This is a genomic window from Bradyrhizobium sp. 482_C4_N1_8, from assembly GCF_052075965.1.
GTDB lineage: Bacteria > Pseudomonadota > Alphaproteobacteria > Rhizobiales > Xanthobacteraceae > Bradyrhizobium > Bradyrhizobium barranii.
Genome location: NZ_CP197231.1, coordinates 5516069 through 5530944, shown reverse-complemented (window position 1 = coordinate 5530944; position 14876 = coordinate 5516069). Strand labels below are relative to the sequence as shown.

The following is a 14876-nucleotide window of genomic DNA, read 5'->3' as shown; positions in this document are numbered from 1 at the left end:
AGGTTGCGCCGGATGGGGCTTGAGCGATCGGGGCCGACGTAGGATCATGGGCGCGCGCGAGCCGGTCGCGCACGTTTATGTGAGAGGACCAGGGAATGACCAAGGGCAGGACCGTTGCGACGGCCATGATCGGCGCTGCAGCGCTGCTTCTCTCGCTGGCGCCCATGTCCCTGATATCCATGGCCGAGGCCGCGCAATGCGGCAGCTCGCCGGCGGGCTTTGAGGCCTGGAAGCGCGAGTTCAGCGCGGAGGCGCAGGGCAAGGGCGTCGGCCAGACCGCGCTCGCGGCGCTGATGCAGACCAATTACGCCGGTGCCACGATTGCGGCCGACCGCGGCCAGCGCAGCTTCTCGCTGACGCTCGACCAGTTCCTCGCCAAGCGCGGCGCCACCACCATCGTCGCCAAGGGGCGGCAGCTCAAGCAATCGCAGGCCGCCTTGTTCGCCTCGATCCAGCAGCGCTACGGCGTCCCGCCCGGGCCGCTGATCGCGATCTGGGGCATGGAGACCGGTTTCGGCAGTCAGCGCGGCAACCAGAACATGCTGTCGTCGATCGCGACCCTTGCCTATGACTGCCGCCGTCCCGAATTCTTCACCGACCAGCTCTATGCCGCCCTCAAGCTGATCGACCGCGGCACGCTGTCCGGGGCGACCCGCGGCTCTATGCACGGCGAGGTCGGCCAGACCCAGTTCATGCCCAAGAACATCCTGGCCTATGGCACCGGTAATCTCGAGGTTGCCGCCAATGCGCTGAACTCGACGGCGAATTTCCTGAAAGCTCATGGCTGGCGCGCAGGAGCCGGTTACCAGCCGGGCGAACCGAATTTTGCCGCTATCGAGGCTTGGAATGCTGCCGGCGTCTATCAGAAGGCAATCGCCCTGATGGGACGGCAGATCGACGAGGGAGGAGGGGCGGCCGCGTTGCGTTGAGGCCGCATGAAGGCGCGGCCGCGCACGAGAAAGTTCTTGCGTTGAGGAACTGACGGCACGAGGTTTGCTTTGATCGGGGGCAGGGCTGGCATGAGGAGACTCAATATGGCTACCCAGATCGTGATGGACCAGACGGGCGACACGCGCCACGAGTTTGATCCTGACAATGCCGAAGCGCTGGCGCGAGCCGAACGGCGCTTTCGTGAGCTGACCGGAGCGGGCTTCACCGCCGCCTATCGTACTGGACCCGGTGAAGTCACCCGCATCAAGTCATTCGATCCGACCGCGCACGAAACGCTGTTCTATCCCCGCCTGGTCGGCGGTTGATCTGAGCTGCTCATGATCGCGGCAATTTGGCTCCGTGCGCCGGCGCGTGCGCGTCTGCATGCGCTGCGCGAGCTCTATCGGCGCTTCTTCGGCGAGAACACGCCGGATGCCCGCGGCCGCCGGCTTTTGGCCGAATGGCTGTCGCCGGCGCAGCGCGCGCAATTCGAGCAGCATCGGTATTTCGATGTCATCGGCTGCGATACCGGCAAAAGGTACCGCATCCACTACGGCACGGCCGCCAATGTCCATGAGATCGACGATGAGGGGCGTGCGGCGATGGGATGGTGCTTCGTCCCGTCAGGCTTTCTCGTGCCCGGCGACGTGATGCTGGCGCAGAAGGTCGCGCTCGAGACTGACGAGAACGCGGCAATCGCGCTCGCAAACCGGTTTCCGCCGGCCACGCACTCAGAGCACTTTTACCGGCGCCCGTTCTAGCGGCCGGAGGGCGTACAGATCAGGAGTGCTTGGTGCGGTAGGCATCCAAAGCATGTGCCGCGAAGACAGCTACGCTGCAAAGCGCGAGCACGGCTGAGATCAGCTCGATCATAGCTCATCCTCCCGTAGCGGCTGGGAGACGAGATTTTGGCAGCAGGCATAATCCAGGATGAGGTCGAGGAAGAATTGCATGGTGGCCGTCCCTGTATGATTTTGACAACCAGATAACCGGCAATCTGTTTCAGGCGTGTTTCGTCGTTTTGGGAAACGGGTTTCGCGGGGAACCCGGGGCTGGTTTGTGCACCGCAGACCCGCTACATCCCGCTCTGCTCAGTCCTTCAGCCGGGCCTTTCGGGTGGGCGGCAAGTCATATTGCGAGGCAAAATCATGGCGCAGGTCGAGTGGTTCGACGATCTCACCATCGGAATGCGGTTCAAATCCCCCGAGGTGCAAGTCACCGAAGCCGACATCAAGCGCTTTGCAGCCGAGTTCGATCCGCAGCCGATGCATCTCGACCACGAGGCCGCCAAGCAGACCTTGTTCAACGGCCTGGCTGCATCAGGATGGCACACCGCCGCGATCGCCATGAACCTCGCGATCCAGGCCCGCCCGTTCGGCCCGCATCCGCTGATCGGCGCGGGCGTCGACGGTCTGCGCTGGACCATCCCGGTACGGCCCAATGACCGCCTGCATCTGGTCGGCGAGGTCATGAGCCTGACGCCGTCGAAGTCGAAGCCGCAGGGCATCGCGCTGGTGAAATGGACCATGTTCAACCAGAACGGCGAGGAGGTTTACACCTTCACCCCGATCGCCATCATCCCCAGGCGGGTGTAGGGTCGGCGACGTCAGCATCGGCCGGGATCAGCCTCCTCGAGCCCTTGCGGGCCGCAGGCTGAGGTGGTCATCTCCGCGTGGGGAACGCTGGAGGCTGACATGAGACGATTCCTTCTTGCCGCTTTGCTGAGCGCGGGCGCCTTGGGCGCAGCCGTATCGAGCGCAGGGCCGGCGTTCGCGCAGCAATCCAGGGTCGGCGACTGGACCATCGAGAAGCGCGCGCAGGACACGCATTGCAATGCGAGCCGCGGCTACAAGGACAAGGAAGACGAGAACCGCAACTACGTCATCGTGATCACCTATTCCGAGAAGGCCATCGTGATCGTGATGATCTATGACGGTTGGGAGTGGGACAAGGTCGGCGAGATCCTCCGGGCCGACGTCGGCACCGATGACGCCGACATCATGAAGAAGGCGAAGTGGGAGGTCATGGACAAGACCACCGTGCGCGGCATCTTCGAATACGACCAGACGATCATGGATCGGCTGTCGAAGGCCAGGCGTCTCTCGCTCGATTTCGAGGACGATGACGAGGACAGCATCGAGATGCAGATCCCGCGCGCCGGCGAGGCGCTGGCCGCGCTGAAGTTCTGCGAGGAGAACCGGAAGTAAAGTGCTGCGCCGCGCACAGTGCGCGCGATCGAGCAAGCAGCGCGAGGGCGCGTGACCCACAGCACACAGCCCGCGCGCTGTTCGCTTTTATCCTAGTCTTTGGCGAAAACGTCCAAGCCGCACCCTGCGGTTGACGTTACGCAAGGACGATGTTCGATATTTTAGCATCTCGCTGCACTGCCTTTTCCACGCCGAAGGCGACGATTGACCGCTCCGTCGCCTCTGCCAATGTCCAATGCGCAAGCTCCCTTCGTCACCGGGGCCGCACGCCGATCGCATCGTCCTTCCGATGACGATCCTCCAGGCAAACCGGTTCTCGTCTCTCGTCGGCGAGATCTACGATGCTGCGGTCGATCCTGCGCTGCGCAGCGGCGCGCTGGAACAGGTTTCCCATTTCGTCGGCGGGTATGCCGCGACCATCCTGTCCCGCGATGCGGCAAGGCTCTCGATCGAGATTCACCAGCATTTTGGCACCGAATCCCGCTTTCGCCAGCTCTATCGCGACAGATATGTCGAGCAGGATCCTCTGCTCGATCGTCATCTCGCTTTTGCGGCCGGGCACGCCATCGGCGTGACCGATATCATGCCGCACGCGGACTTCGTGGCGACGAGCTTCTATCGCGAGTGGGTCGAGCCGCAGGGCGCGATCGACCTCGCGACCGTCGCGCTCGAGAGATCGGAAGCGCGTACCACGGTCTTGCAGGTGTTACGCCATCGATCCCGCGGAACCGTCGACGAGGCGATGCGCGAACGCATGCGGCTGCTCGCACCCCACATCCAGCGTTCCAGGATCATGGGCCGGCAGATCAGGGCGCGCTCGCACACCGTGGACGACCTTGCCGATGTGCTAGACGGCCTGAGCACGGCGATCTGCCTGCTCGACGCCGATGGCCGGGTCGTCCACTCCAACGCGGCGTGCCGGCAGCTGTTCGTCGATGCAAACCTGCTCGCGATGGTTGGCGACCGGATCGTGGCGCGTAACACTCAGACCGACAAATTATTCCGCGGCCTGTTCGAAGTTGTTGCGGATAGCGAAGCTCAGCCGGCTGGTCGCCGCCGCATCGAGCTCGCGACGTCGGCGGACGGTCAGCACTATCTCGTTCATGTCCTTCCGTTGAAGCGGGAGTGCAGCCTGCCGCGAGACGTCGCGGCCAGGGTGCTCCTCGTACAGAAGGCCGCGATGGTGCCATCGCTCGTGCCCGACGCCATTGCTGCGGCCTTCAGGCTGACGCGGTCCGAATTGCGCGTGCTGATGGCCATCGTCGAGGTCGGCGGCGTTCCCGATATCGCGGCAAAGCTCGGCATTGCCGAGACGACGGTGAAGACGCATCTCGGTCGCCTGTTCGAGAAGACCGGTGCCGGCAGGCAGGCAGATCTCGTGAAGATCGCCGCCGGCTTCACCGCGCCGTTTGTACAGCGAACGCGCCGCGACGATGACACCATGTGATTCATTTCACGGCGCGAGCCGCGCGGCGATGCAATCTCAATCCATTGTGATGAGCAGGATCGTCAGGTCCTCCGAACGTACGACGCGCGTCATTTGATACTTTCGTATATGACGCCACTTGAATGAGAAGGGCAGCGTGCGCCACGGAACAATGCGCGCCGGCACCGGACGCGGGAGACGACAGCGCGTGAGCGAGCTTGCCTGTCGGTTGGAGAAATTGCAGTGAGCGGCAAGGACGAATTTTCCATTCTCAATGTTTCGACGGACCACATTCCCGAAGACGAGCGTGTGCCGCTGCTGCGCGAATTCTATTGCCGCGGCGTGCTCAAGGCGGAGGTCGAGCCGACGGACGAAAAACCGTTCGCGGCGAGCCTCACATCCCATGGCTTGCCGGACGTCCAGCTGGTGATCGGCGGGCTGGTCGGAGCTCGGGTCATCCGTACCAAGCAACTGGTCGTCGACGGCAACGACAGCCTTGGCCTGATGATCAACCGATCCGGCATCGTCGAAGTATCTGCGCGAGGACGAGATCTGAGGCTTCATCCCGGTGACGCGGTTCTGACGAGCGCGGAGGACGCGACGATCTACGAACGCCTCTCGCTTGGAAATTGTCTGTCGCTGCGCGTGCCGCGGCGGGTGCTGGCGCCCATGATCGTGGACATCGACGACACCGTGATGCGAATCATTCCGGAGCGCGCCACCGGACTTCGCCTGCTGGTCGACTACGCGACGTCTCTGGTGCGCGAGCGCGCGTTCGCGGTGCCCGCATTGCGCCAGCTCGCCGTAGCACATCTCCATGATCTGATGGCGCGTGTTCTCGGCGCGACGGATGAGGTTCACGAGCTGGCCGGGCGCCGAGGCGTCCGGGCCGCGCGGCTGCGGAAGGTGAAGTCCTTCATCGTCAACAATTGCTGGCATCAGGACCTCTCGGTCGCGACCGTGGCGCAGGAATTCGGCGTGACCACACGTTATCTCCAGCGGCTGTTCGAAGCCGACGGCAAGACGTTCTCGTCCTTCCTGACCGGGCAGCGCCTCAAACGCGCCCATCGCATGCTGCGCGAGCCTGACTTCGCCGGGCGGCCGGTGAGCTCGATCGCCTACGACGTGGGCTTCGGCGATCTCTCTTATTTCAATCGTTGTTTCCGCCGGGCCTATGGCGCGACGCCCAGCGGCGTCAGGAGCGGCGAAGCGCTGTGACCGCGCGGTGCGCGGTTCGTGTGACCAGGCGGGTGCCTGTCGCAGTGCGCGTATTCGGCCGATTACGTCTTCTAAGCGCGCGGAGTAGAACGATGACGCTGCGTTTCGGACGGCGCCTGTAGTTGGAGTTGTGAATGCGCCGCTTCTTCTTTGATCTCCTGGTCGACAATGTCGTGAAGATCGATCCGGGCGGCATGGTCTTCGAGCAGGCCAGGGCCACGTTCGTCGTGGCCGACGAGATGGCGAGACATCTGTTCGTCTGGCGTGACGATCTGCGCGATCGCGACGCCTGGATCCGCGTCAGGGATGCCGGCGGACGAGAGGTCTATCGCGCCGCGGTCTGGTCAGAAAATTCTGAGAAGGTTGGCTGGGACCAGGCATGACTGTTCCGGCTTCACCTTCCGGGGCGGCAACGCCGACAACCGGTCGCGGCGCCAAGTGCTCAACAATGCTGCGGGGGCCGGCTTTGGCTTCGACTACCGCACCACCCAAAACGTGTCCGTGTTCGGCGCGGTCGAGGGCATGATGATGTCCGACCGGAGCCGCACCGGCACGGCGAAAGGGGGCGTTCGCGTCGCGTTCTGAGCCGGCATCAGCCCTGGCGGCTTGAACGCGATGCCCGCCGGCCGGGCCCCATCCGCCCGGCCGGCGCCTCCTCCGATCGGAGGACGTCGCATGCCGTGGTTATGGTATTCTTGGTGATATTGATCACTCAGGCCATTTATAGCCATGCATCGACCACCGAAGCTGCCCGAACTGGTCGAGTCCATCTATGACGCGGGGCTCGATCCTTCGCTGTGGAACCACGTTGTCGCCGGCGTTCGCGATTTCGTCGGCGGGCAGGCCTGCGGGCTGTTTTCCAAGGATTCGATCAGCAAATTCGGCGTCACTCATTATTATTGCGGGGCCGATCCGCGCTACATCCAACTCTATTCAGAGACTTATTCGAAGTTCGATCCGCTGACGGTGCTGCCGCCGCTTGGCGAGATCGTCAGCATCCCTGATCTCGTCAATTTCGATGAATACCGGAAAGGGCGCTTTTACCAGGAGTGGATGCAGCCGCAGGGTTGCAGCGACGCGGCCAACGTCGTGCTCGAGACATCGCATGCGAGCTGCCCCGTGATGATGACGGTGCTATCGGGCCGGCGCATGGTGGACCCAGCGATGAAGCATCGGCTTTCGCTGATTGTGCCGCACGCCAGCCGCGCGCTGCTGATCAACCGCGCCATCACCTCGCAACTGACACTGGCGACGGCGCTGGTGGATGTTCTGGACAATCTGGCGTCCGGCATCTTCCTGCTCGATGCCTTTTGCCGGGTGGTGCATGCGAATTCGGCCGGCCACGCCTTGTTTGCCGCCGCCGACGTGGTTCGGTCCGTTGCCGGGCAGCTCGTAACCAGCAGCGCGGAGGCCAACCAGACGCTACGCGAAGCGCTTGCGACCCGAACCGAAATCGGCCTGCTTGCCACAGGGGGCCATGCGATCCCGCTGCTTTCGCCGAGCGGCGAGCGTTATGTCGCGCACATCCTGCCGCTGTCGTCCGTGCTGCGAAATGGCAGCGAGGGGGTGGTCGATGCCGCCGGTGCGCTGCTCCTGCGCAAGGTGTCGCTTGGCGGGCAGTCCTATGGCGAGCTGATCGCACGGACCTTCGACCTCACGCCGGCCGAGCTGCGCGTGTTCCTGTCGATTGTCGAGGTCGGTGGCGTCCCGGAAACGGCGGCAGCGCTCGGTATCGCAGAAACCACGGCGAAGACGCATCTGCATCGGGTGTTCGCCAAGACCGGCGTTTCGCGTCAGGCCGATCTCGTCAAGCTCGCGGCCGGATTCTCCAATCCGCTCGTCAACTGATCGGTCAATCGCGGTCGGGGTTGAACCTTTTGCTCCCACGATAGACTCAATTGTGCCGCCGGGCATGACGAACATTTCGCGATCTCCAAGTCACCATTGGCTGTTCTGATGTCCCGACCTCCCAAACAGTCCGAGTTGATCGAGAATATATATGACGCGGGTCTCGACCCTGAGTTGTGGAGCGATGTTGTCGTCAAGCTCAATGTGTTCATCGGCAGCAAGGCTTGCGGGCTGATTTCGAAGGATCCGGTCAGCAAGTCCGGCGCGACGCATTATTACTGCGGTGTCGATCCGCACTACATCCAGCTCTATGCCGAGACCTACGCCCAGTACGATCCGCTGGCACGGCTGCCTCGCTATGGCGAGGTTCGTAACATCCCCGATCTCGTGAATTTCGACGAATATCGCCGCGGGCGGTTCTATCAGGAATGGCTGCGGCCCCAGGGCTGCGTCGATGTTGCCAGCGTGGTTCTGGAACAGTCGAAGTCGCCGTGTCCGATGCTGATCACCGTGATCCCCGGCAAGGGGATGCTCGATGCTGAGCAACGGGCGCGGATGCAATTCCTGGTTCCGCATGCGAGCCGGGCGCTGCTGATCAACCGGGCGATCGAGCGGAAGCAGCAGCGGGCGATCGCGCTCGCCGATGTCGTGGATCGGCTGAATGCCGGCGTCATCCTGCTCGATACGGCCTGCAACATCGTCCACAGCAATCCCGCCGCGGACATGTTGCTCGCCGCCGATGATGTCCTGCGGTCTGTCGCGGGCCGGCTGGCGGCACGATCTTCCGCGGCAAATTCGGCGCTGCGCGATATCTTCCGTGACGCAGGCGAGGTTGCCGTCGCGGCGGCCGCCGGGCGAAAGATTCCGCTGATGTCGCATGACGGCTCCTACTACGTCGCGCACGTCATCGCGCTGCCGTCGTTGTTGCGTGAGGGCGCGGCGGAGCGCACGTCGGCGGTCGGCGCCTTGTTCATCTGGAAGGCGGAACTCGACGGCCGCTCATGTGCCGGCCTCATCGACCGCGCGTTCGAGTTGACCCCTGCGGAGCTGAGGGTCATGCAATCGATCGTCGAGGTCGGCGGTGTGCCGGAGACGGCCGTGGCGCTCGGCATCGCGGAGACGACGGTGAAGACGCATCTGCATCGAGTGTTCGCGAAGACCGGCGTCTCGCGTCAGGCCGATCTCGTCAAGCTCGCGGCTGGATTCTCCAATCCGGTTCTGCACTGACGCGCTTTCCGAAGGCGCAGGCGAGTCGCTCCGGCTCGCGATAGGTTCAAACAGCAGCATCATTAGAAAGTTATCGCGGGTCGTTCGATCGAATGACGCGATTCTCCGCGCTCTCTTCTACGAGAACTCACGCGTTTTCTTGTTCGACGCGTTCGATCTTCGTGTGAAGCAACTCACAGCAAGCGGAAGTGAACCTCATCAATCTCTCGCACAAGTTGAGAGGAGATTGTCATGCGAAAGGCGTCACCAGCTCCGGCCGGCAAGTTCCGCGACATCGTCGCGCGCATCGGCGCGGCATTCCGCGCGCAGCGCGAGATTGACGCGAAGCGCGCGTTGCGGCGCTACAGCCATTTACTGGAGCAGTCGCATGAAACGTCGCGTTTGAATGAAATGATTCCGGTCTGCAATGAAGAGGATACTTTTGAAAATGCCAACAGAGTTGATCCGCGCGAGTGCGCGGCCGGCCGCACCACGTTCGAACGCGCGTAACGTCAATATTGTCGCCGCCGCGCTGACGGTGGCGCTTGTCACGCTTCAACTGGTCGGGCTGGCAATGCTGGAGCGTTCGCACGCGCAGCCGGTCTCTCGGCCTCTCCTGAATTCGCACGATGCGGAGCTCTGCACCGGGACTGCCGATGTCCCGGCGACGCAGACACCCTACGACTGAGCCGGAGAACGCATCGTGCCTGATATCACGACCAGCCTTCTCGTGAGCGTCGCCGTGTTCGCCGGCGCCTTCGTTTCGGGGCTCTCGGGCTTCGCGTTCTCGGCCGTGGCGGGCGCGATTCTGCTCCGCGTGTTTCAGCCGCTGGAGGCCGTGCCGCTGATGATGGCGTGCAGCATCGGCGTGCAGGCCACCAATCTGTGGGCGCTTCGGCGCAGCATCCGGTGGGAGGGCAGTCTGCTGCTGATCGTCGGCGGATTGATCGGCGTTCCCATTGCGGTGTCGCTGTTGCAATCCACCGACACGCATCTGCTCCGCCGTGGCTTCGGTATCATCGTCGCGCTCTATGCGGCCTACATGCTGCTGCGGCCGACGCTTGTGACGGCCGGTGAGGCGGTCGGCCGGCCCTGGGTTGCACTGATCGGGTTCGGGGGAGGGCTGGTCGGCGGCCTCACCGCGATGCCCGGCGCGATCCCCACGATCTGGTGCGACATGCGCGGCATGCCCAAGAGCGAGCAACGCGGCCTGGTGCAGCCCTTCATCGCCGCGATGCAGGTCTTCGCGATCGCGCTGCTGGTCGGGCACCAGGACCTGTCGTCCAAGGTGTTCGTCGACCTCGCGATCAGCCTGCCTGCGCTGTTCGCAGGCTCAGCGCTCGGTGTGATCGCCTTTCACCGGGTCAACGAGACGGTCTTTCGCAAGACCGTGCTCGTTCTGTTGTTGCTCTCAGGGATTTCCCTGATCTAGTGGCCTGCGCCTTCGTGCTTGAGACCCTGGGCCGGCGCCGCGCTGGTGTCGCTGCTGTGATGCACCAGCGGCTTGTTGCCGGTGACGGTCCGCAGCAGCACATAGAACACCGGCGTCAGGAACAGGCCGAACACGGTGACGCCGATCATGCCGGAGAACACCGCGACGCCCATCGCGCGCCGCATCTCCGAGCCGGCGCCGGTCGAGAGCACGAGCGGCAAGACGCCCATGATGAACGCCATCGACGTCATCAGGATCGGACGCAGCCGCAAGCGGCTCGCCTCGATCGCGGCCCGGATCGGCGTGCGTCCCGCGAATTCGAGCTCGCGCGCGAATTCGACGATCAGGATGGCGTTCTTGGCGGAGAGGCCGACGAGAACGATAAGCCCGATCTGGGTGAAGACGTTGTTGTCACCCTTCGAGATCCAGACGCCGAACATCGCCGCCAACAGGCCCATCGGCACGATCATGATGATCGAGAGCGGCAAGGTCAGGCTCTCGTAGAGCGCGGCCAGCACCAGGAACACCAGCAGGATCGCCAGCGGAAACACCCAGAGACCGGAATTGCCGGCGATGAACTCCTGATAGGTCAGGTCGGTCCATTCGAAGGCAAAGCCCGGCGGCAATGTCTCCGCCGCGATCCGCGTCGCGACCTCCTGCGCCTGGCCCGATGAAAAACCGGGCGCAGCGGCTGCGTTGATGTCGGATGACAAAAAGCCGTTGTAGCGGATCGCGCGCTCAGGCCCCGCGCTCTGGCGGATCGTGAGCAGCGCCGACAGCGGCACCATGTCGCCGGAGGACGAGCGCACCTTCAACTGCCTGATGTCGTCGGCGCGGGCGCGGAACGGCGCGTCGGCCTGGACATAGACGGAGTAGGTGCGACCAAACTTGTTGAAGTCGTTGACGTAGTAGGAGCCGAGGTAGATCTGCAGCGTGTTGAACACCTCGGTCACGGGCACGCCGAGCTGGAGCGCCTTGGTGCGGTCGATGTCGGCGAAGAGCTGGGGCACGTTGACCTGGAAGCTCGAGAACACGCCGGCGATCTCCGGCGCCTTCTGCATCGCCGCCATGAACGCCTTGGTCGCCTCGTTCAGCGCTTCATAGCCGAGACCGGCACGGTCCTCGATCTGGAGCTTGAAGCCGCCGATGGTGCCGAGGCCGTTGACCGGCGGCGGCGGGAACATGGCGATGAAAGCTTCCTGGATCCCGGAATATTTCTTGTTGAGGTCGGCCGCGATCGCATTCCCGCTCAGGGCCGGACCCTTGCGCTCGTCGAACGGTTTCAGCGTCGAGAACACGATGCCGGCATTGGAGGAGTTGGTGAAGCCGGCAATCGACAGGCCCGGAAACGCGACCGAGCTCTCGACACCGGGCTGGGTCAGCGCGATGTCGCTCATCTTGCGGATCACCTCTTCGGTGCGATCGAGCGCGGCACCGTCGGGCAGTCTTGAGAAGCCGACCAGATATTGCTTGTCCTGGCCCGGCACGAAGCCGCTCGGCACCTGCTGGAACAGGAAGGCGGTGAGGCCGACCAGCACCACATAGAGGCCCATCACCGCAGCCTTGCCCGAGATCACCTTGGTGACGGTGCCGCTGTAATTGTCCGAAGAGCGCGTGAAGGCCTTGTTGAAGCCGCGGAAGAACCAGCCAAGGCCCTTTTCCATGATGATCGTCAGCTTGTCCTTCGGCTCGTTGTGTCCCTTCAGCAGAAGGGCCGATAGGGCCGGCGACAGCGTCAGCGAGTTGACGGCCGAGATCACGGTCGAGATCGCGATGGTCAGCGCGAACTGCTTGTAGAACTGCCCGGTGAGGCCGGAGATGAAGGCCAGCGGCACGAACACCGCGATCAGCACCATCGCGATCGCGATGATCGGGCCGGAGACCTCGCGCATCGCCTGGTAGGTGGCGTCGCGCGGCGAGAGGCCACCCTCGATGTTGCGCTCGACGTTCTCGACCACGACGATGGCGTCGTCGACGACGATGCCGATCGCAAGTACGAGGCCGAACAGGCTGAGCGCGTTGATGGAGAAGCCGAACAGATGCATCACCGCAAAGGTGCCGACGATGGACACCGGCACTGCCAGCAGTGGAATGATGGAAGCGCGCCAGGTCTGCAGGAACAGGATCACCACCAGCACGACCAGTGCGATCGCTTCCAGCAGCGTGTGGATGACAGCTTCGATCGAGGAGCGCACGAACTGGGTGGGGTCGTAGACGATCTGGTAGGACACGCCCTCCGGCATGTTCTTCTTGATCTCGGCCATGGTGGCGCGGACGTGGTCGGAAATCTCCAGCGCGTTGGAGCCCGGCGCCTGGAAGATCGGGATCGCCACGGCCTGCTTGTTGTCGAGCAGCGAGCGCAGGCCGTATTCGGAGGCGCCAAGCTCGATGCGGGCGACGTCGCGCAGCCGCACGACTTCGCCGCGCGTGCCGGTCTTGACCACGATGTCGCCGAACTGCTCCTCGTTCGCAAGCCGTCCTTCCGCATTGACGGACATTTGCAGGTCGATACCCCTGACGTTCGGCGACGAGCCGACGACGCCGGCGGCGGCTTCGACGTTCTGTGCCTGGATCGACTTGACGATGTCGCTTGCGGTCAGGCCGTGCTCGGCCGCCTTCTGCGGATCGACCCAGACCCGCATCGAATAGTCGCCGGCGCCGTAAAGCTGGACGTCGCCGACGCCGTCGATCCGCGCGAGGCGGTCCTTGACGTTGAGCACCGCGTAGTTGCGCAAATACGTCATGTCGTAGCGGCCGTTGGGCGACAGCAAATGCACGACCATGGTGAGGTCGGGCGACGACTTTTTGGTGATGATGCCGAGCTGGCGCACCACGGCTGGCAGGCGCGGCTCGGCCTGCTGCACGCGGTTCTGCACCAGCTGCGTCGCCTTGTCGGGGTCGGTGCCGAGCCGGAACGTTACCGTCAGCGTCATGGCGCCGTCGGTGGTCGCCTGGCTCGACATGTAGAGCATGCCTTCGACGCCGTTGATCTGCTCCTCGATCGGGGTTGCCACCGTCTCGGCGATCACCTTGGGGTTGGCACCGGGATAGGTCGCGCGCACCAGCACCGAGGGCGGCACCACGTCCGGATATTCGGAGATCGGCATCGCGAACAGCGAGATCAGGCCTGCGAGGAAGATCAGCACGGACAGCACGCCGGCGAAGATCGGACGGTCGATAAAGAACTTTGAGAGATTCATGGCCTTGCCCCTGCAAGAGAGACAGCTCTCCCGTTACCGGGACGCGGGAAATACCCGCGAACCCGGAATCGAGATGCGATGTCTTGGTAGCTCTATGACGTCGTTATTCCGGGCACGCGGCCCGGAATGATGTAACTAGCGTTGCACCACGTCCTGGTTGCTGTGGTTGGAGGCCTGCTGCGGTCCCCGCGCACCCATCACCGCGACCTCCGTCTTGAGGAGAGCACCCGGACGCACGCGTTGCAGGCCATTGACGATGATGCGATCACCGGGCTTCAGCCCCGCCGTCACGATGCGCAGGCCGTCAACCGAACCGCCGAGCGTGATCGGCCGATAGACCGCGCGGCTGTCGTCGCCGACCCCCATCACGAACTTCTTGTCCTGGTCCGTGCCGATCGCGCGCTCGTCGATCATCACCAGCGTCTGCTGCTTCGGCTGGCCCATGCGTACGCGGGCGAACTGGCCGGGGATGAGACGCCCGTCCTCGTTCCGAAACACCGCGCGGACCCGGATGGTGCCGCTCTGGCCGTTGACTTGGTTGTCGATGAGCTGGATATGACCTCTCGCCGAGAGACCGCCGGATGTCGTCATTTCCACCGGGATCTGGTCGAGATTGCCGCGCTTGCCGGAGGCATCCGCGATCGAGTTCAGCGCGCGCAGCACGACCTCTTCATCCGCATCGAACGAGGCGTAGATCGGATTGACCGACACCAGCGAGGTCAGCACCGGGGAGGCGGTGCCGGCGGCGACGAGATTGCCGACGGTGATCTCGAACTTGCCGACGCGGCCGTCCACTGGCGCACGCACCTCGGTGTAGTCGAGATTGAGCTTTGCGGTCTGGAGCGTCGCTTCTGCCGCCTTCACATTGGCGATGGCTTCGCGATTGGCATTGTCGCGCTGGTCGTAGTCGCGCCGTGTGACCACGGCATTGCCGACCAGCTGCGCGCCGCGCTCGAGCTCGCTCTGGGTGAACACGACGCGCGCTTTGGCAGCCTCGAGCTGGGCGTTGGCCTTGTCGACCTCTGCTGCGTAAGGCGCCGGATCGATCTTGAACAGCACGTCGCCGGCCTTCACCAGCGCGCCTTCGGTGAAGTTGGTCGCAAGGATCGCACCCGCAACGCGGGGACGAAGCTCGACACGGTTGATGGCCTCGAGCCGGCCGGAGAAATCGTCCCACAGCACGGTCTGCTTCGGTTCGATCAGCGCGACCGTGACAGGGACGGCCTGCTCGGCAGCGGCGGCCGTTGCGGTGGCCTGGGCTGCACGGAAGTAGTGGCCGGTCGCGATCGAGCCGGCCACGGCGAGGGCGCCCACGATGGCGACGCCGCCGAGGAGGCGGCGGAAACGGCCGGTGCGAGGGGAGTTTTGCGAGGGATGCATTTGCGCGCTCCAGATATGTAGTGTTCACT

General features: G+C 63.8%; 15 protein-coding genes. 13 read left to right on the top strand and 2 right to left on the bottom strand.

Annotated elements, in window-relative coordinates; translation table 11 throughout:
- The first annotated feature begins 95 nt into the window (after positions 1 to 95).
- The 13 genes from AB7Z56_RS26775 to AB7Z56_RS26715 all read left to right on the top strand — a co-directional run bounded on the left by AB7Z56_RS26775 (position 96) and on the right by AB7Z56_RS26715 (position 10267).
- Positions 96 to 929: a lytic murein transglycosylase gene (locus AB7Z56_RS26775; protein WP_354176824.1), complete on the top strand. Its 834-nt coding sequence runs from the start codon at positions 96 to 98 to the stop codon at positions 927 to 929.
- A gap of 105 nt (positions 930 to 1034) precedes the next feature.
- Positions 1035 to 1256 (top strand): hypothetical protein, encoded by a 222-nt coding sequence (locus AB7Z56_RS26770; RefSeq protein WP_028146622.1) that lies wholly within the window; start codon positions 1035 to 1037, stop codon positions 1254 to 1256.
- Between the two features lie 12 nt (positions 1257 to 1268).
- Complete coding sequence (locus tag AB7Z56_RS26765; RefSeq protein ID WP_063983909.1) at positions 1269 to 1691, top strand: hypothetical protein; 423 nt, start codon at positions 1269 to 1271, stop codon at positions 1689 to 1691.
- Positions 1692 to 2078: 387 nt separating this feature from the next.
- Positions 2079 to 2525, top strand: coding sequence for a MaoC family dehydratase (locus tag AB7Z56_RS26760; RefSeq protein WP_014496047.1), 447 nt, complete (start codon positions 2079 to 2081; stop codon positions 2523 to 2525).
- A gap of 99 nt (positions 2526 to 2624) precedes the next feature.
- Positions 2625 to 3137, top strand: coding sequence for a hypothetical protein (locus tag AB7Z56_RS26755; protein ID WP_166352411.1), 513 nt, complete (start codon positions 2625 to 2627; stop codon positions 3135 to 3137).
- 289 nt (positions 3138 to 3426) lie between these two features.
- Positions 3427 to 4584: a helix-turn-helix transcriptional regulator gene (locus AB7Z56_RS26750; RefSeq protein ID WP_354177100.1), complete on the top strand. Its 1158-nt coding sequence runs from the start codon at positions 3427 to 3429 to the stop codon at positions 4582 to 4584.
- A 222-nt stretch (positions 4585 to 4806) separates the two neighbouring features.
- Entirely contained in the window at positions 4807 to 5781 is a 975-nt protein-coding gene (locus AB7Z56_RS26745; protein ID WP_135214390.1) for a helix-turn-helix transcriptional regulator, read from the top strand.
- 134 nt (positions 5782 to 5915) lie between these two features.
- The gene (locus AB7Z56_RS26740) at positions 5916 to 6164 is read left to right on the top strand and encodes a DUF6894 family protein (protein ID WP_282518163.1); all 249 of its coding nucleotides are present in this window, start codon (positions 5916 to 5918) and stop codon (positions 6162 to 6164) included.
- Positions 6145 to 6366 carry a hypothetical protein gene (locus AB7Z56_RS26735; protein WP_441256856.1) on the top strand — a complete coding sequence of 74 codons (222 nt, stop codon included), beginning with the start codon at positions 6145 to 6147 and terminating at the stop codon, positions 6364 to 6366. The genes AB7Z56_RS26740 and AB7Z56_RS26735 overlap by 20 nt, the downstream gene beginning before the upstream one ends.
- A 144-nt stretch (positions 6367 to 6510) precedes the next feature.
- Positions 6511 to 7629: a helix-turn-helix transcriptional regulator gene (locus AB7Z56_RS26730; RefSeq protein ID WP_354176821.1), complete on the top strand. Its 1119-nt coding sequence runs from the start codon at positions 6511 to 6513 to the stop codon at positions 7627 to 7629.
- Positions 7630 to 7737: 108 nt separating this feature from the next.
- Complete coding sequence (locus tag AB7Z56_RS26725; RefSeq protein WP_354176820.1) at positions 7738 to 8856, top strand: helix-turn-helix transcriptional regulator; 1119 nt, start codon at positions 7738 to 7740, stop codon at positions 8854 to 8856.
- Positions 8857 to 9087: 231 nt separating this feature from the next.
- The gene (locus tag AB7Z56_RS26720) at positions 9088 to 9345 is read left to right on the top strand and encodes a hypothetical protein (protein WP_441256515.1); all 258 of its coding nucleotides are present in this window, start codon (positions 9088 to 9090) and stop codon (positions 9343 to 9345) included.
- Positions 9346 to 9538: 193 nt separating this feature from the next.
- Complete coding sequence (locus AB7Z56_RS26715) at positions 9539 to 10267, top strand: sulfite exporter TauE/SafE family protein (protein WP_063983902.1); 729 nt, start codon at positions 9539 to 9541, stop codon at positions 10265 to 10267.
- Here AB7Z56_RS26715 and AB7Z56_RS26710 read toward each other — a convergent pair.
- Together AB7Z56_RS26710 and AB7Z56_RS26705 are read right to left on the bottom strand one after the other, a co-directional pair.
- On the bottom strand, positions 10264 to 13467 hold the full coding sequence (locus AB7Z56_RS26710; RefSeq protein WP_441256514.1) for an efflux RND transporter permease subunit: 3204 nt from the start codon (positions 13465 to 13467) through the stop codon (positions 10264 to 10266). The two genes, AB7Z56_RS26715 and AB7Z56_RS26710, sit on opposite strands and share 4 nt — an antisense overlap.
- A gap of 135 nt (positions 13468 to 13602) precedes the next feature.
- Positions 13603 to 14847: an efflux RND transporter periplasmic adaptor subunit gene (locus AB7Z56_RS26705; RefSeq protein WP_441256513.1), complete on the bottom strand. Its 1245-nt coding sequence runs from the start codon at positions 14845 to 14847 to the stop codon at positions 13603 to 13605.
- Positions 14848 to 14876: the final 29 nt, after the last annotated feature.

Coding starts and splice junctions, on each gene's coding strand:
- AB7Z56_RS26705 (WP_441256513.1), bottom strand. CDS start 14,847: ATGCATCCCTCGCAAAACTCCCCTCGCACCGGCCGTTTCCGCCGCCTC.
- AB7Z56_RS26710 (WP_441256514.1), bottom strand. CDS start 13,467: ATGAATCTCTCAAAGTTCTTTATCGACCGTCCGATCTTCGCCGGCGTG.
- AB7Z56_RS26755 (WP_166352411.1), top strand. CDS start 2,625: ATGAGACGATTCCTTCTTGCCGCTTTGCTGAGCGCGGGCGCCTTGGGC.
- AB7Z56_RS26760 (WP_014496047.1), top strand. CDS start 2,079: ATGGCGCAGGTCGAGTGGTTCGACGATCTCACCATCGGAATGCGGTTC.
- AB7Z56_RS26765 (WP_063983909.1), top strand. CDS start 1,269: ATGATCGCGGCAATTTGGCTCCGTGCGCCGGCGCGTGCGCGTCTGCAT.
- AB7Z56_RS26775 (WP_354176824.1), top strand. CDS start 96: ATGACCAAGGGCAGGACCGTTGCGACGGCCATGATCGGCGCTGCAGCG.
- AB7Z56_RS26770 (WP_028146622.1), top strand. CDS start 1,035: ATGGCTACCCAGATCGTGATGGACCAGACGGGCGACACGCGCCACGAG.
- AB7Z56_RS26725 (WP_354176820.1), top strand. CDS start 7,738: ATGTCCCGACCTCCCAAACAGTCCGAGTTGATCGAGAATATATATGAC.
- AB7Z56_RS26720 (WP_441256515.1), top strand. CDS start 9,088: ATGCGAAAGGCGTCACCAGCTCCGGCCGGCAAGTTCCGCGACATCGTC.
- AB7Z56_RS26740 (WP_282518163.1), top strand. CDS start 5,916: ATGCGCCGCTTCTTCTTTGATCTCCTGGTCGACAATGTCGTGAAGATC.
- AB7Z56_RS26730 (WP_354176821.1), top strand. CDS start 6,511: ATGCATCGACCACCGAAGCTGCCCGAACTGGTCGAGTCCATCTATGAC.
- AB7Z56_RS26750 (WP_354177100.1), top strand. CDS start 3,427: ATGACGATCCTCCAGGCAAACCGGTTCTCGTCTCTCGTCGGCGAGATC.